The 19605-nt window shown below is 30.4% G+C and carries 23 protein-coding genes; 13 read left to right on the top strand and 10 right to left on the bottom strand.

What is annotated here, in order from left to right; translation table 11 throughout:
- Nucleotides 1-5 precede the first annotated feature (5 nt).
- Genes RG22_RS13210 through RG22_RS13195 form a run of 4 tightly spaced genes read left to right on the top strand, consistent with a single transcriptional unit; the run spans nt 6 to nt 4389 of the window.
- Nucleotides 6-1736: a tetratricopeptide repeat protein gene (locus RG22_RS13210; protein ID WP_034044066.1), complete on the top strand. Its 1731-nt coding sequence runs from the start codon at nt 6-8 to the stop codon at nt 1734-1736.
- A 14-nt stretch (nt 1737-1750) separates the two neighbouring features.
- The gene (locus tag RG22_RS13205; protein ID WP_034044063.1) at nt 1751-2410 is read left to right on the top strand and encodes an SCO family protein; all 660 of its coding nucleotides are present in this window, start codon (nt 1751-1753) and stop codon (nt 2408-2410) included.
- A 57-nt stretch (nt 2411-2467) separates the two neighbouring features.
- Entirely contained in the window at nt 2468-3838 is a 1371-nt protein-coding gene (locus tag RG22_RS13200) for a DNA recombination protein RmuC (RefSeq protein ID WP_034044060.1), read from the top strand.
- Nucleotides 3839-3849: 11 nt separating this feature from the next.
- A complete protein-coding gene (locus RG22_RS13195) occupies nt 3850-4389 on the top strand; it encodes an acyl-CoA thioesterase (protein WP_034044057.1) in 540 nt (179 codons plus the stop codon).
- A 63-nt stretch (nt 4390-4452) separates the two neighbouring features.
- Here RG22_RS13195 and RG22_RS13190 read toward each other — a convergent pair whose 3' ends face one another.
- Nucleotides 4453-4797: a DoxX family membrane protein gene (locus RG22_RS13190; protein WP_034044054.1), complete on the bottom strand. Its 345-nt coding sequence runs from the start codon at nt 4795-4797 to the stop codon at nt 4453-4455.
- 107 nt (nt 4798-4904) lie between these two features.
- Here RG22_RS13190 and RG22_RS13185 point away from each other — a divergent pair, with 107 nt between their 5' ends.
- The 7 genes from RG22_RS13185 (at nt 4905) to RG22_RS13155 (ending at nt 8763) form a co-directional block, all read left to right on the top strand.
- Nucleotides 4905-5564, top strand: a complete 660-nt coding sequence (locus RG22_RS13185; RefSeq protein WP_034044051.1) for an RNA polymerase sigma factor — start codon at nt 4905-4907, stop codon at nt 5562-5564.
- Between the two features lie 76 nt (nt 5565-5640).
- On the top strand, nt 5641-5997 hold the full coding sequence (locus tag RG22_RS13180; RefSeq protein ID WP_034046099.1) for a hypothetical protein: 357 nt from the start codon (nt 5641-5643) through the stop codon (nt 5995-5997).
- 15 nt (nt 5998-6012) lie between these two features.
- Nucleotides 6013-6588: a T9SS type A sorting domain-containing protein gene (locus RG22_RS17335; protein ID WP_052143742.1), complete on the top strand. Its 576-nt coding sequence runs from the start codon at nt 6013-6015 to the stop codon at nt 6586-6588.
- Between the two features lie 4 nt (nt 6589-6592).
- On the top strand, nt 6593-7438 hold the full coding sequence (locus RG22_RS13170; RefSeq protein ID WP_034044048.1) for a DUF5777 family beta-barrel protein: 846 nt from the start codon (nt 6593-6595) through the stop codon (nt 7436-7438).
- A gap of 6 nt (nt 7439-7444) precedes the next feature.
- Nucleotides 7445-7810, top strand: a complete 366-nt coding sequence (locus RG22_RS13165) for a cytochrome c (protein ID WP_244462151.1) — start codon at nt 7445-7447, stop codon at nt 7808-7810.
- A 24-nt stretch (nt 7811-7834) separates the two neighbouring features.
- Nucleotides 7835-8182, top strand: a complete 348-nt coding sequence (locus RG22_RS13160; protein ID WP_052143741.1) for a hypothetical protein — start codon at nt 7835-7837, stop codon at nt 8180-8182.
- A gap of 59 nt (nt 8183-8241) precedes the next feature.
- Nucleotides 8242-8763: a YceI family protein gene (locus RG22_RS13155; RefSeq protein WP_034046094.1), complete on the top strand. Its 522-nt coding sequence runs from the start codon at nt 8242-8244 to the stop codon at nt 8761-8763.
- A 38-nt stretch (nt 8764-8801) separates the two neighbouring features.
- Here the strand turns inward: RG22_RS13155 and carB are convergent, their stop codons facing one another.
- On the bottom strand, nt 8802-11654 hold the full coding sequence (carB, locus tag RG22_RS13150; RefSeq protein WP_034044042.1) for a carbamoyl-phosphate synthase large subunit: 2853 nt from the start codon (nt 11652-11654) through the stop codon (nt 8802-8804).
- 113 nt (nt 11655-11767) lie between these two features.
- Nucleotides 11768-11929 (bottom strand): 50S ribosomal protein L34, encoded by a 162-nt coding sequence (gene rpmH, locus RG22_RS13145; RefSeq protein ID WP_027878648.1) that lies wholly within the window; start codon nt 11927-11929, stop codon nt 11768-11770.
- A 300-nt stretch (nt 11930-12229) separates the two neighbouring features.
- Here rpmH and RG22_RS13140 point away from each other — a divergent pair, with 300 nt between their 5' ends.
- Nucleotides 12230-12805 carry a tetratricopeptide repeat protein gene (locus RG22_RS13140; RefSeq protein ID WP_034044038.1) on the top strand — a complete coding sequence of 192 codons (576 nt, stop codon included), beginning with the start codon at nt 12230-12232 and terminating at the stop codon, nt 12803-12805.
- Here the strand turns inward: RG22_RS13140 and cls are convergent.
- The 3 genes from cls to RG22_RS13125 are packed head-to-tail and all read right to left on the bottom strand — an operon-like array spanning nt 12802 to nt 15890.
- Entirely contained in the window at nt 12802-14259 is a 1458-nt protein-coding gene (gene cls, locus RG22_RS13135) for a cardiolipin synthase (protein ID WP_034044036.1), read from the bottom strand. The two genes, RG22_RS13140 and cls, sit on opposite strands and share 4 nt — an antisense overlap.
- Entirely contained in the window at nt 14260-15189 is a 930-nt protein-coding gene (locus RG22_RS13130) for a lytic transglycosylase domain-containing protein (protein WP_034044033.1), read from the bottom strand.
- Between the two features lie 35 nt (nt 15190-15224).
- Nucleotides 15225-15890, bottom strand: coding sequence for an alpha/beta hydrolase (locus RG22_RS13125; RefSeq protein WP_034044030.1), 666 nt, complete (start codon nt 15888-15890; stop codon nt 15225-15227).
- A 116-nt stretch (nt 15891-16006) separates the two neighbouring features.
- Between RG22_RS13125 and RG22_RS13120 the strand changes: the two genes are divergently transcribed.
- On the top strand, nt 16007-16303 hold the full coding sequence (locus RG22_RS13120) for an N-acetyltransferase (RefSeq protein ID WP_034044027.1): 297 nt from the start codon (nt 16007-16009) through the stop codon (nt 16301-16303).
- Nucleotides 16304-16363: 60 nt separating this feature from the next.
- Here RG22_RS13120 and mtaB read toward each other — a convergent pair whose 3' ends face one another.
- From mtaB to RG22_RS13100, 4 genes are all read right to left on the bottom strand, one after another.
- Nucleotides 16364-17689 carry a tRNA (N(6)-L-threonylcarbamoyladenosine(37)-C(2))-methylthiotransferase MtaB gene (gene mtaB, locus RG22_RS13115; RefSeq protein WP_034044024.1) on the bottom strand — a complete coding sequence of 442 codons (1326 nt, stop codon included), beginning with the start codon at nt 17687-17689 and terminating at the stop codon, nt 16364-16366.
- Between the two features lie 146 nt (nt 17690-17835).
- Nucleotides 17836-18453 (bottom strand): lysoplasmalogenase, encoded by a 618-nt coding sequence (locus RG22_RS13110; protein ID WP_262507890.1) that lies wholly within the window; start codon nt 18451-18453, stop codon nt 17836-17838.
- A gap of 164 nt (nt 18454-18617) precedes the next feature.
- Complete coding sequence (locus RG22_RS13105; protein ID WP_156113386.1) at nt 18618-18824, bottom strand: hypothetical protein; 207 nt, start codon at nt 18822-18824, stop codon at nt 18618-18620.
- Nucleotides 18796-19530: a TolB-like translocation protein gene (locus tag RG22_RS13100; RefSeq protein WP_034044016.1), complete on the bottom strand. Its 735-nt coding sequence runs from the start codon at nt 19528-19530 to the stop codon at nt 18796-18798. The genes RG22_RS13105 and RG22_RS13100 overlap by 29 nt, the downstream gene beginning before the upstream one ends.
- Nucleotides 19531-19605 lie beyond the last annotated feature (75 nt).

The raw sequence follows: 19605 nt of genomic DNA, 5'->3' as shown, positions 1-19605 counted from the left end.
ATGTCATGAAATCAAAACTAATCATCTTAATAACTAGTATAATTTTAGCTATTATAGTTTGCTACACTTTAAACGAACAAGCAAAAATTATTTCTGAACCATCTCCTAAATTAGCAATGAATTTTATAAAATGTACACCATCTGCATTTTTATTAGAAAATATTGACACAACAAAACAAATTTCACCACTTTTTAATAATCTAGGAGATCTTCATTTTACCATTACAACTACTAATAAAAGAGCTCAAGCTTTTTTTGATCAAGGCTTAAAATTATCATATGCTTTTAATCATGCTGAAGCACATCGCTCCTTTATGGAAGCTGCACGGTTAGATGCTAATTCAGCAATGTCATATTGGGGGCAAGCCTTTGCTTTAGGCCCAAACATTAATGACCCATTACCTAATGATGACCGTAAAAACAAAATCAATGAAGCCATACTAAAAGCTAAACAATTATCAACAAAATCTAGTGCAAAAGAACAAGCGCTTATAGAAGCCTTATCCGCTAGATATAGTGAGGATTTAACCAAAGATGTAGCAGAGTTAAACATGGATTATATGCATGCCATGACTAAAGTGTTGAAAAAATTTCCAGAAGATGATAACGTACAAATTTTATATGCTGCATCAGTTATGAATACGGTACCATGGAATTATTGGGATAAAGAAGGAAACCCATCTCCAAATATAAAAGAGGCTAAAGCAGCATTAGAAAAGGCTATGACACTAAAACCAGAAAACCCCGGAGCACATCACTATTATATACATATGGTAGAACTTCCTTATCCAGATATGGGGATAAAAAGTGCCGACAAACTAGCTTCCTTAATGCCTGGAGCTGGACATATTGTACATATGCCATCCCATATTTATATTAGAGTTGGCAGATATTTAGATGCTGTAAAAGTTAATCAAGCAGCTATTTTAGCAGATGAGGATTATATATCTCAATGCTTTTCTCAAGGCTTATATCCGCTTGGGTATTATCCACATAACATTCACTTTTTATGGTCATCTGCAAGTTTGTTAGGAGCCAGTGACATCGCTATTGATGCAGCTAAAAAAACAGCAGAAAAAGTGCCAGTTGGCGAGTTTTTAGAAATGCCATTTTTACAGGATTTTGCAGCCACACCCTTGTTAGCTTATACTCGATTTGGAAAATGGAATGATGTTTTAACTATTCCCGCACCTAATCCAGAGATTAAACACCTTAAGCTTATTCATCATTACGCAAGAGGCATTGCTTTTATTAGAAAAGGAAATATAAAAGAAGCTCAAGAAGAATTGGGTGCTATTGAAACTTTAAAAAAAGACCCAGAATTAGAAACCTTAATAGCTACTGCAAATAATGCGTCCATCCATTCTGCAAATATAGCATACGAAGTTGTGTCTGGTGAATTAGAAGCCTTAAAAGGCAATATAACTAAAGCCATAGAACATCTTGAAAATGCTGTGGTGTTTGAAGATGGTTTAACATATACAGAGCCTGCTGCATGGCATATCCCAACAAGACAAAACTTAGGACATATTTTATTAGAAGCTAAAAAGTATGAAGCAGCCGAAAAAATATACAAAGAAGATTTAAATGTACTTAGACAAAACGGATGGTCTTTAAAAGGATTATACAAAAGCCTAAAAGCACAAGGAAAAGAGCAAGAAGCCAAAGCTATTAAAGAAGAATTTGATATAGCATGGAAAAATGCAGATATTGAGATTGATAATTCTGTATTATAATCATATCTATTCATATGCTCATCAAAAAAAGTCAACGAAAAGTAATACTAGCAGCTCTAGGAGTTTTGATTATTATCTATATTTTGTATACATCTCTTTTTTCAAACGAAACATTACCCGTATACAATCCAGTCGATTTTAATCCAGAGTTGGTTGATAAAAACTTACATAGTACAAGTAACAACCATACAATATCAGATTTTACTTTAATAAATCAAAACGGAGACACTATTACTCAAAATGAATATAAAGACAAAATATACGTTGCCGATTTCTTTTTTACACGATGCCCAAGTATTTGCCCAATTATGTCTAATAACATGGCTAAAATTCAACAAACCTTTATAAAAAATAATGATGTTATGCTATTATCTCTATCCGTTACTCCAACAATAGATAGTGTTTCTGTACTTCGTGAATACGCAAATAATAAAGGGGTAATTGACAGTAAATGGAATATTACTACAGGAAACAAAAAGCATATATATGAACTTGCTCGAAAAAGCTATTTTGCAGTTGTTGAGCAAGGCGATGGTGGTTTACAAGATTTTATCCACACGCCTAACTTTATTTTAATTGATAAAAAAAAACAAATTAGAGGTATTTATGACGGCACAAACGATATAGAAATTCAACGTATTATAGAAGATATTAACACCTTGAAAAACTTATAACTTCACACTTCTGTCTTCCAACTAAAAAAATTATCTTTGGTTAAACTTCTATTTTAAATGAACGATAACCTTATTCTCATCATAGCTATTCTTATTGCTGGAAGCATTGGCGCTTATTTAGGTATGCTATTTACTAAGTTAAAAAGTAAAAGTGAACAAAGCACTTTAGAGGAACGCCAAAATCAAATGCATCAAACTATTGATGAATTAAAACAAAATTTAAGTAAAATTGAAAACGAACGCGAAGACATTCGTAAAGAAAAAGATTTTTTAAATGCAGAATTAGCTAGAAGAAATACTGAATACGAAAATCTACAACAATTAAATATAATACGCGATGCCGAAATAGAAGAACGCCAAGAACAATTACGGAAGGATTTTAAACTACTAGCTAACGAAATTTTTGAAGAAAAATCTAATACTTTTAAAAAAGAAAGCAAGGAAAATATAGAAAACATATTGAATCCTTTAAAAGAAAAAATTCAAGTTTTTGAAAAGAAAGTTGAAGATTCAAATATGAAGAACTTTGGTTTACATGAATCATTAAAAACTCAACTCGGAAACTTAAAAGATTTAAATCTCCAAATGACAAAAGAGGCTACAAATTTGACTAAAGCTTTAAAGGGAGATAATAAAACTCAAGGAAACTGGGGCGAATTGGTTTTAGAACGTGTTCTTGAAAAATCGGGTTTAGAAAAAGATAGAGAGTATTTTGTGCAACAAAGCTTAATTAACGATGAGGGAAAAAGAGTCCTTCCGGATGTTATAATAAATTTACCTCAAGGTAAAAAAATGATCATCGATTCTAAAGTATCATTAGTAGCATACGAACAATATGTAAATTCTGAAGACAAAGAATTAAAAAAGAGATTTCTAACACAACATATAAATTCAATTAAAGGCCATATCAATGATTTAAGTGCGAAAAAATATGAGGATTTATATAAAATTGAATCTCCAGACTTTGTGTTGATGTTTATTCCTATTGAACCTGCTTTATATTTAGCTCAAAATGAAGATAAAAATTTCTTTCATACTGCATTTAGTAAAAATATACTGCTCGTTAGTCCTACAACTTTATTATCGACATTAAGAACTATTGACACTATTTGGAGTAATGAAAAACAACAAGAAAATGCCAAAGATATAGCAAAACATGCCACTTCATTGTATGGAAAATTCAAAAATCTTTTGGACGATTTAGAAACTGTCGGAAAAAGGATTAATTCAACTGGCACCGCTTATCAAGATGCAATGAAAAAACTAACTGGAAATCAAAACTTAATCAAAGATATTGACAAATTGGAGAAATTAGGGATTAGTCCTAAAGAAAAGATTAGTCAAAAATGGAAGGATAAAGCAAATGTTGAAGACGATAATTTACTTTCTGAAGCTATAATAAAACGCGCAGAAGAAGACGACTTATAAAATTTAAAGCCATGTTTAAACACATTAAAGATTCTCAAATTACCATTTCAGAACTCATGCTACCTTCACACTCCAATTTTAGTGGTAAAATTCATGGTGGTTATATTTTAAATTTAATGGATCAAATTGCATTTGCTTGTGCTTCAAAACACTCCAGACATTATTGTGTTACAGCATCGGTAAATAAGGTTGATTTTTTAAACTCTATAGATGTTGGCGAATTGGTAACACTTAAAGCCTCGATAAATTACACAGGACGCACCTCTATGGTTATTGGTGTTCGGGTAGAATCTGAAAATATTCAAACAGGTGAAACAAAACATTGCAACTCCTCATATTTTACAATGGTAGCTAAAGATGATGATGGAAATAATGTTCCTGTTCCTGGAATTATTTTAAACTCAAAAGAATCCATCCGTAGGTTTTCAAGAAGTATTACCAGACAAGAACAAACGAAAACTAGATCTAATAATTTTAAAGCCTCAGAATTTAAAATTGAAGACCATTTAGACTTACTTAAAACACAAAACGTTAAAATAGAATTTAGTTGAATTAAAAAACCGCATAACAACCTTTCTAATATGTTATGCGATTAAAATTAACAACATTCTTAATTACTTACTAAGTTTAAACAAAACATAAGCTGCAATTGCCATAACCAAGTCTCGCACAGCTACGTCTAAATAATGACCGCTAAAAATTAAAGTAAGGGCAATTAACATTAGCCATAATGCAACTATTATTGCACCTATCTTGGTTTTAATCAATACTAGAATTCCTGCTGCAATTTCAATAATTCCTACAATAATCATAAAGGTTGAGGCGTCACAAGGTAATAATTCTTGAAATCCAGAACTTAAATACTGGCTCCAATCTGCTAGAATATTCGTAAATTTATCTAATCCTGCCACAATGGGCACTAAACCAAAGGTATACTTCAGTAATGTTTGTTCATTCATAATATCATTATTTAAGTTATTCTGTGCTTTTGATACTTAAACTTTAAAATAGTTACAAAATTTTGTAACTATTTGTTGATTATCTCATCTAAAGAAAAAATAACCACATGAAAGCCATTAAAATAAGTGATTATAAAAACCATGCTATTCATGATTTTGATGTTATTAAAAAAGTTTTAAGCGGAGAAAAAGGACTGTACGAAATTTTAATGCGCAGAAATAATCAAAAGCTATATAGAGTTATACGGAGCTATATTAAGGATGAAAATGCTATTAAAGACATTATGCAAAATACTTATATAAAGGCTTACGAGAAACTTTATCAATTTAATAATAAATCAGAATTCTCAACTTGGTTGATTAGAATAGGCATCAATGAAGCGTTACATGAGTTAAAAGCTAAACAGCGTAAACTTTTTATTCTCCCAAATACCAACAGTAATAAATCATTTGTAGAAGCTTCAAAAAACATGAATCCTGAGCAAAATATAATTCAAAAAGAAGCTAAATGGATTTTAGAAAAAGTAATTGACGAGCTTCCAGAAAAGTATAAAGTGGTTTATATACTTAGCGAAGTTGAAAACATGAAAATTAAAGACATTAGTATTTGCCTTAATATTTCAACAAACAATGTAAAAGTTAGAACCCATCGTGCTAAACAAATGCTAAAAAATAATCTTTACGAATTATCGCAAAAACCAAATGTGTTTGAGTTTGGATTTGAAAAATGTGACAACTTAGTAAATAATGTAATTAAACATATTTAACCACGACTAAAAATAAATTAACCCTCCACTATAAATGGTTAGTAGCAAAAATAAACATAATTGTTTTTTTTTATTAGTGCTATTAACCCTATGCGTGTTTATTGGCTATCAATATATATATCAAGATCATAGAGATATTGAAACAGAAAAAGCCGTATACATTACAACTCCGCAAACAATTAGTGATAAATTTAAGTTAGACGCTCTTACGTCTGAAAAAAAATATCTTAATGAAACCATCGAAGTATTAGGCATGATTACCGAAGTTAACGAAAATAACATAACTTTAAATGACATGGTTTTTTGTCAATTTAATGGCATTATAAATCAATTAATAAAATTAAATACATCAGTAAAAATAAAAGGCCGTTGTATAGGCTATGACGATTTGTTAGAACAAGTCAAATTAGACCAATGTTATATTATTAACTAATCAAAAAATAAAATAATGAAAACAAAACTACTTGTCTTATTATTCTTAGGAATATTTAGTACTCAAGCACAAACTACACACAATCTTAATTGGGAAATTGGCATAGGAACCAATGTAGATTTAACTATTGATGAAGGTGATACTGTTATTTGGACTTGGACAGACGCTTTTCCGCATACTGTAACAAACCTGCCAGGAAGCACAGAAACTTTTAATAGTGGTTCTAAAACAGGAGATGGAATGACATATTCTAAAACCTTTAATAGCGTTGGTTCAAACCCATACCAATGTAATTTTCATCCTTCGACTATGAAAGGAACTATAACTGTGCAAAGTGCACTTAGCGTAAATGACTTTGCGCTAAAGGGGTTTTCACTCTCACCAAATCCAGCCAGTTCTTTAATTTCTTTTAAGCTTCCAAAAGAGGTAAACACAGGGACAATTAGAGTTGTTGATTTGCTAGGTAAACAACTGTATTTAAGCAATGTAAAAGAAACAACTCTTGATGTTTCAGGCTTAAGTAAAGGCTTATACTTTGTAAAAGTATCATCTGAAGGTATTAATCATACTAAACGTTTTATTAAACAATAAATCTATGAAATCAATATTTTTAATTTTCTTGTTTCCTATATTTTGCCTTGCTCAAAATGATTTATTAGATGAAATAGATTCAGACTCCATTGGAGCACAATATGTAACTGCGGCTTTTAAAGGTTTAAAAATTGTAAATTTTGAATCAACTAAGCTTGTTGCTAAAAAAGAACTAACTTTTATTGTAGCACATAGATTTGGAAGTGTAGAAAATGGTTTTGATAGTTTCTTTGGTCTTGATGATGCTGTAACTAGATTAAACTTTGTTTATGGATTAACTGATGCCATAAATATTGGAGTGTCAAGAAGTTCATTCCAAAAAATTTACGAAACATCATTTAAGTATAGGCTTTTAAGACAAGCAGAAAATGGCTCTCCATTTACTATTGTTGGTTTTAATGCCTTTCTTATCAATACAGCGTTAGATAAAGCAAATTTGCCACTATTAAAATTTAAACATCGTTTAGGGTATACTGCACAATTATTAATATCTAGAAAGATAGACACTAATTTTTCAATTGAACTTGCACCAACTTTTTTTCATGATAATTATGTTATGGTTGACGCACAGAACAACTCGCAATTTGCGCTTGGTCTTGGTGGTCGCTATAAACTTGGTAAGCGCTGGTCTTTAAATGCCGATTATGGTTTACACTTAAATAGAGCTAGTAACTCACCCTTTAAAAATCCTTTATCTATTGGTCTAGATTTAGAAACAGGAGGTCACGTATTTCAAATGCATTTTACAAATGCACAAGGCATGAATACTAATAGTTTTTTAGGGCAAGGGTCTGGCGATTGGTTTGATGGAGAATTTTATTTCGGATTTAACTTAAGTAGAGTATTTTAAAACAATATGATGATGAAAAAATATTTGTATTTAATTATTAGCACAATTATAACCTTTAGTTGTACTAATTCAAGTGAAAGTGATTTAATAGATGTACAACCAAATCCAGTTTTAACTACCTATGATGATATTAAAACTATCATTAATAATAATTGTATTAATTGTCATCAATCCCCTCCAGTAAATGGAGCAAATACGCCGTTACTTATTTATGAAAACGTAAAAAACGGAGTATTAAATAATAATTTAATAGGTAGAATATCAGCGCAAGCTGGTAATACTGGGGCTATGCCTTTTGGTGGTCCTAGATTACCACAAAACTTAATTGACCAAATTATAAAATGGGAAGCAGATGGATTACTTGAAAATTAATAATCACTCTAAATAAATAATACTATGAATTTTAAAAACTTAATTTACGTTTCTGCAATTTCTTTATTGCTCTTAAATTGTTCAGGTGATAGTGATGAAGTTACACCTCCTACACCTACTCCAGCAACAATAACTTATAATAACACTGTTAAAAATATTATGAGTGGTAATTGTACATCTTGCCACGGCACCCCTACTACTAACGGTGCACCTGTATCTTTTACTACTTTTTCTCAAGTTAAAACAGATGTTGATAAAATAATTACTCGTATTAATAGCACCACAAACCCAATGCCTCCGAGTGGTTTAATGGGACAGTCAAATAGAGATTTAATACAAAAATGGAAAGATGATGGGTTATTAGAAAACTAATACTTTTTAAAACAAGTTTGGTTATGTTTTTGTTTAGCTTAGATATAAACTCTAATATTATGAAATATTTTGCTTTTTTATTTACCCTATTATGCTTTAATACTTTTGCTCAAAGTAAGTACTTAACAAAAACTGGGATTGTTATATTTGAAGCCTCTGTACCGTCCTTTGAAGAAGTAAAAGCAACAAACACTACAACAACTGCTATCTATAATAAAGATAATAACGAATTTGCAGCTTTAGTTTTAGTAAAAGGTTTTCGTTTTAAAAATGCTTTAATGGAAGAACATTTTAATGAAAATTATGCTGAATCAGACACCTATCCAAAAGCGACTTTTAAAGGTAAAATAAATGTTATAAAAAACAAACACTCTATAACTGGTAGTTTAAATTTTCATGGAAAAACCCTAAAGGTAACCACTATTCCGTTAACCATTTTAAATGAAAATAGCACGATTAAAATTTCAGGAAAGGTTACAGTAAACGCCACCGATTTTGATATTAAAATACCTAAAATAGTTAAGAATAAAGTTTCTGAAACCATTGAGGTTTCCTTTGAATTTAATATGAAAAAGAAGTAAAAAAAAGCCGCTTAAAGCGGCTTTTTCTATTGAAATTACTATTTACTCAAATACATTTTTCGTCTTGAATATAAATCGTAAAATGCATCATCTTTTAAGCCATCGATAAATAAAATACTTTCACCAGTACTTTTCATTTCTGGTCCTAGTTTCTTATTTACGTTATGGAATTTATTAAAAGAGAATACAGGTTGCTTAATCGCATAGCCTTCTAATTTTGGTTGGAAATTAAAATCTTTTACTTTCTTTTCACCTAACATCACTTTTGTTGCATAATTCACATAAGGCTCTCCATATGCTTTTGCAATGAATGGCACAGTTCTAGAAGCTCTAGGGTTGGCCTCAATAATGTAAACCGTATCATCTTTAATTGCAAATTGAATATTAATTAAACCTACTGTTTTTAATGCTAAAGCGATAGTTTTTGTATGATCTTTAATTTGTTGCATTACTAAATCACCAAGATTAAAAGGTGGTAATAAAGAATTACTGTCTCCTGAGTGAATACCACAAGGCTCAATATGTTCCATAATACCAATAATATAAACATCCTCACCGTCGCAAATCGCATCAGCTTCTGCTTCAATAGCGCCATCTAAATAGTGGTCTAGTAATAATTGGTTCCCTGGCATTCTGCTTAATAAATCAACAACATGCTTTTCTAGCTCTTCTTTGTTGATTACAATCTTCATCCCTTGCCCCCCTAATACATATGATGGACGTACTAAAATTGGAAAGTCCAACACATCTGCAATTGCAGCAGCTTCATCAGCAGTTGTAGCAATATCAAATTCTGGATAAGGAATATTATTTTCTTTTAAAAGGTTTGAAAACAAACCTCTGTCTTCTGCTAAATCTAGAGCTTCAAAACTAGTTCCTAATATCTTGATACCGTATTTGGTAAGTTTTTCAGCAAGCTTTAAAGCCGTTTGCCCCCCAAGTTGTACAATAACACCTTCTGGCTTTTCATGTTTAATAATATCGTAAATATGTTCCCAAAAAACAGGTTCAAAATATAATTTATCGGCAGTATCAAAATCTGTTGAAACTGTTTCAGGATTACAGTTTATCATAATAGTTTCGTAACCACATTCAGCGGCAGCTAAAACCCCATGAACACAACAGTAATCAAATTCTATACCTTGGCCAATTCTATTTGGTCCAGAACCTAAAACGATTACTTTTTTCTTATCAGAAACGATACTATCATTATCTGCATAACGATTACCGTCAGCAGTTTCCATATCACTTTCAAAAGTAGAATAATAATAAGGTGTTTTTGCTTCAAATTCCGCAGCACAAGTGTCAACCAGTTTATAAACTCGATTTACGCCTAACTCTTCACGCTTTGAATACACTTGACTCTCTAAACAACCCAACATGTGTGCTATCTGTCTATCTCCATAACCTTTTTGTTTTGCCTCAAGCAACAAGTCTTTTTCAATAGTATCAATAGTAAAAGTTGATATTTCATTTTTTATGAAGTGCAATTCTTCATATTGCTTTAAAAACCACATATCTATTTGTGTGATTTTATGGATTTTGCTCAAAGGAATTCCCATGGCAATAGCATCATAAATAATAAAAACTCTATCCCACGAAGCATAGGTAAGTTTTTCTATGATCTCATCATAATTCTTATTTTCTTTGGCATCTGCACCTAATCCGTTACGCTTTATTTCAAGAGATTGTGTTGCTTTATGAAGTGCTTCTTGGAATGATCGTCCAATACCCATGACCTCTCCAACAGATTTCATTTGAAGTCCTAATCGTCTGTCTGAACCTTCAAATTTATCAAAATTCCAACGTGGTATTTTCACAATCACATAATCTAAAGTCGGTTCGAATAATGCCGAAGTAGATTTTGTAATTTGATTATTTAATTCATCTAAATGATAACCTAAAGCTAATTTAGCTGCTATTTTTGCAATGGGATATCCTGTTGCTTTACTTGCTAATGCTGAAGAACGCGATACACGTGGGTTAATTTCTATAGCAATAATATCTTCATTCTCATCTGGAGAAACCGCAAATTGCACATTACATCCGCCAGCAAAATCTCCAATATTACGCATCATATGAATAGCCATATCGCGCATTTTTTGATACGTTCTATCACTTAATGTCATTGCTGGAGCTACTGTAATAGAATCTCCAGTATGAATTCCAATCGGATCCATATTTTCAATAGAACAGATGATTACTACATTATCATTTGAATCTCTAAGTAACTCTAATTCATATTCTTTCCAGCCAATTAAAGCTTTATCAATCATAACTTCATGAATAGGAGAAATCTCTAATCCACGCGTTAATAATTCATCAAAATCTTCTTCTTTATAAACAAATGAAGCTCCTGCTCCTCCTAAAGTAAACGAGGCTCTAATTATTAAAGGGAATCCAAATTCCTGAGCAATTTCTTTGCCTTTTAAATAAGATGTCGCCGTAGCTTGAGGTGCCATTGGAATACCAATTTTAAGCATCAACTCTCTAAACTGTTCTCTATCTTCAGTAATATTTATAGCATCAATATTAACACCAATAATTTCTACATCAAAATCTTTCCAAATCCCTTTTTCATCAGCCTCTATACATAAATTCAATGCCGTTTGTCCGCCCATAGTTGGTAAAACAGCATCAATTTGCGGATGATCTTTAAGTATTTTTATTAGCGATTTTGTGTTTAAAGGAAGCAAGTATATGTGATCTGCCATTGACGGATCAGTCATAATAGTTGCTGGGTTAGAGTTTATTAATATAGTTTCTATCCCATCTTCCCTCAACGACCTTAAAGCTTGAGATCCTGAGTAATCAAATTCGCATGCTTGACCAATAATGATAGGCCCTGAACCAATAATTAAAATAGATTTTAGTTTTTCGTTTTTCGGCATTTTCTTTCAGTTATATGTTGGATTTTAATTCGTTACAAAAATAGTAATCAGTAGATATAAAAAAAGGCATTACACTTAAGTAACACCTTTTTATTATCAACAATTGTTAATCATTATTTCTTATGTCTAGTTTCAGATGACACAGATAATTTTTTTCTTCCCTTAGCTCTTCTACGCGCTAATACTTTTCTACCGTTAGCAGAAGCCATTCTTTCTCTGAAACCGTGTTTGTTTCTTCTCTTTCTTTTAGAAGGCTGAAATGTTCTTTTACTCATTATCTTAAATCTTTAAATCTGAATTGTAATTTTTATAATGTATTAGGCTACCCTAAAAACCGAGGGCAAATATACAAAGCCTTTATTACTTTGACAAACCTTATTTTAAAAATATTTTTAATTTATTTTTTTGAAGCAAAAAAGCATGTTACACCTTTATTTATTTGGGATAACCATTACTTTTTGTTAAATACAAATACTTATTTTTTAATAAAAATTTAGTTTCTTTGCAGTTGTAAAACAACAGGAAAAGATTGTTTTTAATAAAAAGCATCTAACTATTATTTCAAATTACGCATCATGTACAATAAAATTATAAAACTAATTATTGCAGCAGGTATAATTGCCTACGCCGTTTATCAATTTACCGAAGGTTTTATTGGTAATGGTATTATGTTTATTCTGTTATCCTTAATTTTTGTGTTCTTATACTTTAAAAATGAATTTATTTTATTGGCTTTTTTAAGATTACGTAAACAAGATTTTGATGGTGCAAAAAAATGGTTGAGTAAAATTAAAAACCCAGAATCTGCATTAGTAAAAAAGCAACAAGGGTATTACAACTATTTACACGGTTTGATGGTTTCTCAAAGCAATATGAATGAAGCTGAAAAGTATTTTAAGAAAGCTATTTCTTTAGGTTTATCTATGGATCATGATTTGGCAATGGCAAAGTTAAATTTATCTGGGATTGCATTTTCTAAACGCAGAAAACAAGAAGCACAAAAATTATTATCTGAAGCCCAAAAACTTGATAAACAAGGCATGTTGGCTGACCAAATAAAGATGATGAAAGAGAATATGAAGCGTGCAGCTGGACCAAATCAACACTATGGTTCTGGTGGTTCTTTAAGAGCGCAGAAAAGAAGAGGTTAAATTAACGGAGACCAAAGCCTACAATACGATTCTTTTAATTTATCAAAACTCGAACGATTTAAATACGTGTTATAATTTACCTCATTGCTATTTTTCAGATCTTCTAAGAAATGTTTTTTAAGAATTTTACTTTGCTCTACATCATAAATTAAAGTATTTACCTCAAAATTTATATTAAAACTGCGATAATCCATATTAGAAGTTCCAACTGTAGAAAATAAATCATCAACCACCATGGTTTTAGCATGAACAAAGCCTTTGTTGTATTTGTAAACTTTAACGCCTGCTTTTAACAAAGCATCTAAAAAAGAGTTTGAAGCATGCTTTACAATCCAAGAATCTGATTTTTCAGGAACAATTAATCGAACATCAACCCCACTTTTTGCTGCTATTTGTAAAGCTGTTATTATTTGTTCGTTTGGAACAAAATAAGGTGTCGTGATATAAATATAATCATTGGCAGTTACAATGGCAGTAAAAATAACTTCCATAATATTTGCCCAATCTGTATCTGGTCCACTTGCTGCAATTTGTAAAGCGACATCATCCTTATCCATTTCAACCTCTGGAAAAAACGTTTTATAAACTGCTAATTTCTCATCTGAAACAAAATCCCAAGTAGACAAAAAATGAATTTGTAATGATTTTACAGCTTCACCTTCAATACACATATGGGTATCGCGCCAAAACCCTTTCGTTTTGTTTTTATTAAGATATTCGTCTGAAATATTAATTCCTCCAACATAGCCTATTTTACCATCAATTACAGCTATTTTTCTATGATCTCTGTAATTCATTTTTCCTGTGAACTTGGAAAAAAGAACGGGCATAAATGGATGATGTTTTACACCAGAATCGGATAATTTACGTTTCATTCGTGTTGATATCTTACTACCAACATCATCATAAATTAATCTAACTTTTAAACCTTCTTTAGCTTTATCGCAAAGAACATTTAATACTTCTGTACCAATATTATCATCTTTAACTATATAATATTCTAAATGGATATGATGTTCTGCTTTCTTTAAATCCTTCAGTAAATGTTTGAATTTTTCATCACCATCTTTAAGTATCTTAACTTTATTTTTTAATGTTAATGGTTCTTCATCACTAGTATGTAGTAATTTAACTAGTTTTACTTTTTCTTCTAAGTAGTTGTCTACTTTTTTTATTTGTGCTTTATTAAACTCTAATTCTTTATTAATTGATTTTACTACACTTTTATTTAGGATATGCTTTTTACTAAAGATTTTGTTTTTTCGATATTCTTGACCAAAAAGATAATAGACTAGTAATCCTAAAAAAGGAAAAAACACTAAAACAATAATATAAGACAGGGTTTTAGTTGGGTTTATGCGTTTTAAAAAAATAGTAAATACTGCAGATATAGCTAATATATAATTAACTATAACTAATAAATACCAAATGTTTTCTTTTATAAAATCTAGCATTTATGGATTGCTCTGGTAATATCCTTCCTTAGGAATATCAATCTTATAGAGTTTTCTAGATTTATTATTAAGGTGTGGCTCTCGCAACCAAGGGTTATGTAGTTTTAATATTTTATAATTAATACCAAAATTCTGTGCGAACTTAGAAAAATCTGTAACTGCCGAATCCACTTCTACTTTATAAGTTGGTATATTTTTATATAAATCTTTTTCTCTAAAATTAAAACCATATTTATCAGGATTAGACAAAATTTCTTTTAGAGCTACAATTCTAAATAAATAACGACCAGTTTCTTCACCTAATAATAAATCATAATAACTATCTACATTTTGTGCTTTTAAGCGTCTAGACATTCCTGCATTACCACCATTGTATGCAGCAGCAGCAAGTGTCCAAGAGCCTAATTTATCTTTAGCTTTTTTTAAATATTCACAAGCAACTTCGGTTGCTTTTTCTAAGTTATAACGTTCGTCTACATTAGTATTAACTTCTAAACCGTTTTCTCGCCCTGTAGATTTCATTATTTGCCAAACACCTCTAGCTCCAGCAGGAGACACAGCGTTTGTTAATCCGCTTTCTATAACCGCTAAATACTTAAAATCGTCTGGAATACCATGTTTTTCTAAAATAGGCTCGATAATTGGAAAATACTTTTTAGCTCGCTTAAACATTAACAATCCATTAGATTGCCAATAGGTATTAACTAACAATTCTCTATCCATACGCTCAAAAATATCTGGGTTATTTAATGGGATGGGTTCGCCAGCAAAATTCAAATCATCAGGAACTTGTAATGCATAAACATTATAATCGTTTATTAGTTTTGTTTCAAAATTTTCATCAGTAGGCGCGTCTTGCAAGGCATAAATAAATAATGCGCATAAACTTAATAATCCTACAAAGGCTAAGGATTTCTGTACTATCTTCATCTTTAAAAAGTTTTGTTTAAAGTTAAAATTTTAAATTAGTTATCTAAAATTATTTGGGGTAAATTTTCATTAAACCATTTATATTTATTTATAATCATAATATGTGTACCACCTTTTACTGTAATACAATTTGATATATTTTTTATAGGAAATACATTATCGCTATCACCATGAATATGTATTATTTCCAGATTATACTTGTCTTGATTCCAGCATATCATATTCTTTATTGCCCAGCTTAAATATTTACTATCATTAACTGATAAATACTTTTTATACAGCTCTAAACGTTTAGTAACATTACTGCCAAAAGCATATTTTGCAAAAGCATCAATATTACTAGCAAGCTGTGTTGGTATTAACATATAAGCTTTTGTGGCTTTAGCAATTAGCATACGTCTTGGTAATTCATGTATCGATTTTACACTAGATACAATTATGAGTTTTCTAACCTTGATATGCTTACTAATTTCTTGAACTAATACACCTCCAAACGATACTCCAAGTAGTACAATATTGTTGTGTTTAATGTTTTTTGAAAGTCGCAAAGCATAATCGTTTAATGATTCTTTCTCTAATGGAATTATCCATTCTAACACATGAATTTTAAATTGATTTTCTGGCAACTTAATATATTCGAAAATTTTGGGGCTTGCAGCCATTCCTGGCATTAAATACACATGTATTATCTCTTGACACATAAGGTTTTAACCTTTAATTCTATTGACGGTAATGTTTTTTTTTGTACTTTTGCACAAAGTTATATAAATAGCGCTCGCTATTTTAAAGATTCCTAAGAAATAAAATAAAATTCATTATGGTTGATGCTGCAGAATTAATAGACAATGATTTTTTACGTCAGTTTGAAATTAAAATTGATAATCATTTGGCTAAAATTGAATATTCATTACAAGAACGCAAGATTTTTTTAACCAAACTTATTATTCCTGAGGGCATTAAAGACGAAGACTTTAAAAAAGAATTTTTAGCACTTGTTTTTGAACAAATTGAAGGACGTAACTTAAGTGTGGTTCCTACAAGCCCTGAAATTGCTAAGTTTGTAAGAAGTAACAGAAAGTATAAACGAATGCTTCCTGTTGGACTAAGAATATAAATATTATAATTTAAGAAATTAAAAAAACTCCGAAAATTAAAATTTCGGAGTTTTTTTGTTTTATAGGGTTAGTTCTTTTACAAACTCAATCCTCACCAATCCATCGTCATCAATCTTTGTTAATTCAACTTCATGTAAAGTATTTACCAATTCTGGGTTCCAAGGCGCTTTAACTTTTACGTAATTTTCAGTAAAACCATAAATATAACCTTCTTTATTTTCGCTTTCAAACAATACTGTTTTAGTGCTTTCTATTTGACTTTCGTAAAAAGCACGACGTTTTTTAACCGATAAACCTCGTAGCATTTTACTGCGTTTATTTCTCACATTCATTGGCACCACGCCATTCATATTTGCAGCTTCGGTATTATCGCGTTCCGAATATGTAAACACGTGCAAATACGCAATATTTAACTCGGTTAAAAAATTATAGGTTTCTAAAAAATGTTCGTCGGTTTCACCAGGAAAACCAACAATAACGTCAACACCTATGCAGGCATGCGGCATCACTTCTTTTATTTTTGAAACACGATTAACATATAGTTCGCGCATGTAACGACGCTTCATTTTTTTAAGAATCTCGTTGCTTCCCGATTGCAACGGAATATGAAAATGCGGTACAAATGCACGAGATTTTGAAACTAAATCGATGGTTTCATTTTTTAAAAGGTTTGGTTCAATTGATGAAATTCGTAAACGCTCAATTCCTTCAACTTTATCTAACTCGGTAACTAAATCTAAAAAGGTATGATCGTGTTTTTTATTACCAAACTCACCTTTGCCATAATCGCCAATATTTACACCAGTTAAAACAATTTCTTTTATATTTTGCTTCGATATGTCTTTGGCATTCATTAAAACATTTTGCAAAGCATCACTACGCGAGATACCTCGTGCCAAAGGAATGGTGCAATAGGTACATTTATAATCACAGCCATCTTGTACTTTTAAAAAAGCACGTGTTCTATCTCCTATTGAATAAGACCCAACATAGAAATCGGCATCTTCAATTTCGCAAGAGTGTACTTCTCCAAAATCGTTTTTAGAAAGATCGTTTATATAATCTGTAATCTTAAACTTTTCGGTAGCACCAAGTACTAAATCAACTCCATTAACATCGGCTAATTCTTGTGGTTTAAGTTGTGCATAACAACCAACAGCAGCAACAAAAGCCTCAGGGTTTGCTTTTTGAGCTTGCTTTACAATGGTTTTAAAACGCTTGTCCGCATTTTCGGTAACCGAACAGGTATTAATAACGTATATATCTGCTTTTTCTGAAAAATCGACACGATTAAAACCTTCTTCACTAAAGTTTCTAGCTATGGTTGATGTTTCAGAAAAGTTAAGTTTACAACCTAAAGTATAAAATGCGACTTTCTTTTTCATTTATTCGTTTCGACTTTTACTTATGTAAAAATCTTATTACATAAACTGTTTCTATTAAAAGACTGCAAATTTACAACTAATAAGTTATATTGAAAAACGGGAATATTTAAATATAGATTCTATTCATTTACTGAATCTAAGCTAAGTTAGGAAAGATTTATTTCACCATCATATTTTTCTACATCTTCAAGCTCATATTCTTTTTCATTTATAATACCAAATACCATAAAATATACTCCCATGCCATAAAACATCATAATTAGAAAATCTTGAAGTGGTAATGATAATTTAAATGTTTTTATTGCCATCATCCCCTCGCTTAAAACAAATAGTAAAACTCCAAAAAACACGTATCTATAGCTTTTTCTACTAAATACGCTTTGTCTTAAATATGAAAATTGAACCATTAATAATGTTAAAAAAAAACTGATTAATGCAGGTACTAAAAAAGCTTCAAGGCTTTTATAAAGAAACCCTATTAAAAAAATAGTATACAAAAACATAATAGAGGTAAAAGGAATTAATCTTGAAACATTAAAATCTTTTTTATGTGAAAACTTTATACAAAAAAATATTTTTCCGACAGAAAAAAAGAATAAACTCAAGCTCAAAAAAATAATATTAGTATCGTTTATAATAAGTATATCACCAATAAAAAAAAACGTTAAAGCTAGATATACATACCAATGTTTCTTTTTATTATCGCCAGTTTTATTAACCAAAAAGTACCCAAGCAAAAGAAGCATTAACCAAGGTTTAGACATAAATCTATACGGAAATGGAGAACAATTCAATTTTACTACAATATCAATCAGCAGCATTGAAAAATAAAGCAATGCGAATTTTTTATGAGTCGAAAAGATATGTTTTATCATTATTGGGGCAATGATGAATTATCGACTAAAATAACAAAAATACCGACTAAAAGCTAATTTACACTAAAATAGTACATATCATCATCACCTTTTCCTTTATCTCGTTTAGATGAAAAATAGCCTGTTTTGCTTTGTAAATCAATAATAAAAGAAAAATCATCTTTTGGGCTATTTATAGGTATTGGCATTTTTTCAGCTTTTAAAAAGGCACCATCTGCTTTAATTTTACTTTTATAAATAGTCAAATCCGCCGTAGCCATTTGGTCGGTTTGATGCAAAATACAAGGTGTTATCAGCACTTACAAACGGAAACATTTCTCTGCTATACGAGTTTACTTTACTTCCTAAATTTTTAGGTTCTGTATATTTATTATTTTCTAAAATATCAACTTTAAAAATATCCGATCCACCTTTTGTGGTTTCTTTTCCGCCTCTAATATTTGCAACAAAATAGAGTGTTCTACCGTCTTGACTTAAACATGGGTGTCCATACGAGAATTTTGGCTTGCAAAATGACAAGACTTTAAAGTTTGTCCAACCTAAAACTTCATCAAATTCGCCAACTTTAATATGAAAATTGGTGTCTTTAAAATTCCCTTTAGGCATGTCTTTATCATTATAATTTGTAGTTAAATAAAGCTGTTTACTATCTGATGAGATAGTTGCGCTTGTAATATGAGAAATCCCATATTTAATATCAATAGTAATAGGTTTTGTGTTAATTACTTGTCCGCTTTCTGATAATTCTCCTTGAAAAATAGTAAGTACAGGATTTCCTGAAATCTTTTTTATTTTGCCTTTTTTTGTTAAAAGATAAGATGTAAATATAATTTTATTATTAGCAGCATACATCAACCCAAAATGAGGATATTGGTTATTAATATCTAAATCTATAATCTTATATTTTTCAACTTGAGAAAACCCAAAGCATCCGATTAAAAAGATGAGGTAGTAGAATAATTTCATTAGATTAAGAAAGAAAAAAGGTTTAAAACAAATATAATATTTTGATTTTAAACCTTTTAAGAGTTAGTCACTACA

Origin of the sequence: Wocania ichthyoenteri Th78, assembly GCF_000789235.1 — a bacterium.
Lineage (GTDB): Bacteria > Bacteroidota > Bacteroidia > Flavobacteriales > Flavobacteriaceae > Wocania_A > Wocania_A ichthyoenteri.
This window is presented reverse-complemented; position numbering and strand designations above follow the sequence as displayed.

Excerpts from the sequence above, each read along its gene's own strand:
- RG22_RS13100 (WP_034044016.1), bottom strand. The coding sequence starts at position 19,530 with ATGAAATTATTCTACTACCTCATCTTTTTAATCGGATGCTTTGGGTTT.
- RG22_RS13130 (WP_034044033.1), bottom strand. The coding sequence starts at position 15,189 with ATGAAGATAGTACAGAAATCCTTAGCCTTTGTAGGATTATTAAGTTTA.
- cls (WP_034044036.1), bottom strand. The coding sequence starts at position 14,259 with ATGCTAGATTTTATAAAAGAAAACATTTGGTATTTATTAGTTATAGTT.
- RG22_RS13105 (WP_156113386.1), bottom strand. The coding sequence starts at position 18,824 with ATGGCTACGGCGGATTTGACTATTTATAAAAGTAAAATTAAAGCAGAT.
- RG22_RS17335 (WP_052143742.1), top strand. The coding sequence starts at position 6,013 with ATGAAAACAAAACTACTTGTCTTATTATTCTTAGGAATATTTAGTACT.
- rpmH (WP_027878648.1), bottom strand. The coding sequence starts at position 11,929 with ATGAGTAAAAGAACATTTCAGCCTTCTAAAAGAAAGAGAAGAAACAAA.
- carB (WP_034044042.1), bottom strand. The coding sequence starts at position 11,654 with ATGCCGAAAAACGAAAAACTAAAATCTATTTTAATTATTGGTTCAGGG.
- RG22_RS13195 (WP_034044057.1), top strand. The coding sequence starts at position 3,850 with ATGTTTAAACACATTAAAGATTCTCAAATTACCATTTCAGAACTCATG.
- RG22_RS13210 (WP_034044066.1), top strand. The coding sequence starts at position 6 with ATGAAATCAAAACTAATCATCTTAATAACTAGTATAATTTTAGCTATT.
- mtaB (WP_034044024.1), bottom strand. The coding sequence starts at position 17,689 with ATGAAAAAGAAAGTCGCATTTTATACTTTAGGTTGTAAACTTAACTTT.
- RG22_RS13165 (WP_244462151.1), top strand. The coding sequence starts at position 7,445 with ATGATGATGAAAAAATATTTGTATTTAATTATTAGCACAATTATAACC.
- RG22_RS13170 (WP_034044048.1), top strand. The coding sequence starts at position 6,593 with ATGAAATCAATATTTTTAATTTTCTTGTTTCCTATATTTTGCCTTGCT.
- RG22_RS13205 (WP_034044063.1), top strand. The coding sequence starts at position 1,751 with ATGCTCATCAAAAAAAGTCAACGAAAAGTAATACTAGCAGCTCTAGGA.
- RG22_RS13190 (WP_034044054.1), bottom strand. The coding sequence starts at position 4,797 with ATGAATGAACAAACATTACTGAAGTATACCTTTGGTTTAGTGCCCATT.
- RG22_RS13200 (WP_034044060.1), top strand. The coding sequence starts at position 2,468 with ATGAACGATAACCTTATTCTCATCATAGCTATTCTTATTGCTGGAAGC.
- RG22_RS13160 (WP_052143741.1), top strand. The coding sequence starts at position 7,835 with ATGAATTTTAAAAACTTAATTTACGTTTCTGCAATTTCTTTATTGCTC.
- RG22_RS13140 (WP_034044038.1), top strand. The coding sequence starts at position 12,230 with ATGTACAATAAAATTATAAAACTAATTATTGCAGCAGGTATAATTGCC.
- RG22_RS13125 (WP_034044030.1), bottom strand. The coding sequence starts at position 15,890 with ATGTGTCAAGAGATAATACATGTGTATTTAATGCCAGGAATGGCTGCA.
- RG22_RS13120 (WP_034044027.1), top strand. The coding sequence starts at position 16,007 with ATGGTTGATGCTGCAGAATTAATAGACAATGATTTTTTACGTCAGTTT.
- RG22_RS13185 (WP_034044051.1), top strand. The coding sequence starts at position 4,905 with ATGAAAGCCATTAAAATAAGTGATTATAAAAACCATGCTATTCATGAT.
- RG22_RS13155 (WP_034046094.1), top strand. The coding sequence starts at position 8,242 with ATGAAATATTTTGCTTTTTTATTTACCCTATTATGCTTTAATACTTTT.
- RG22_RS13110 (WP_262507890.1), bottom strand. The coding sequence starts at position 18,453 with ATGTCTAAACCTTGGTTAATGCTTCTTTTGCTTGGGTACTTTTTGGTT.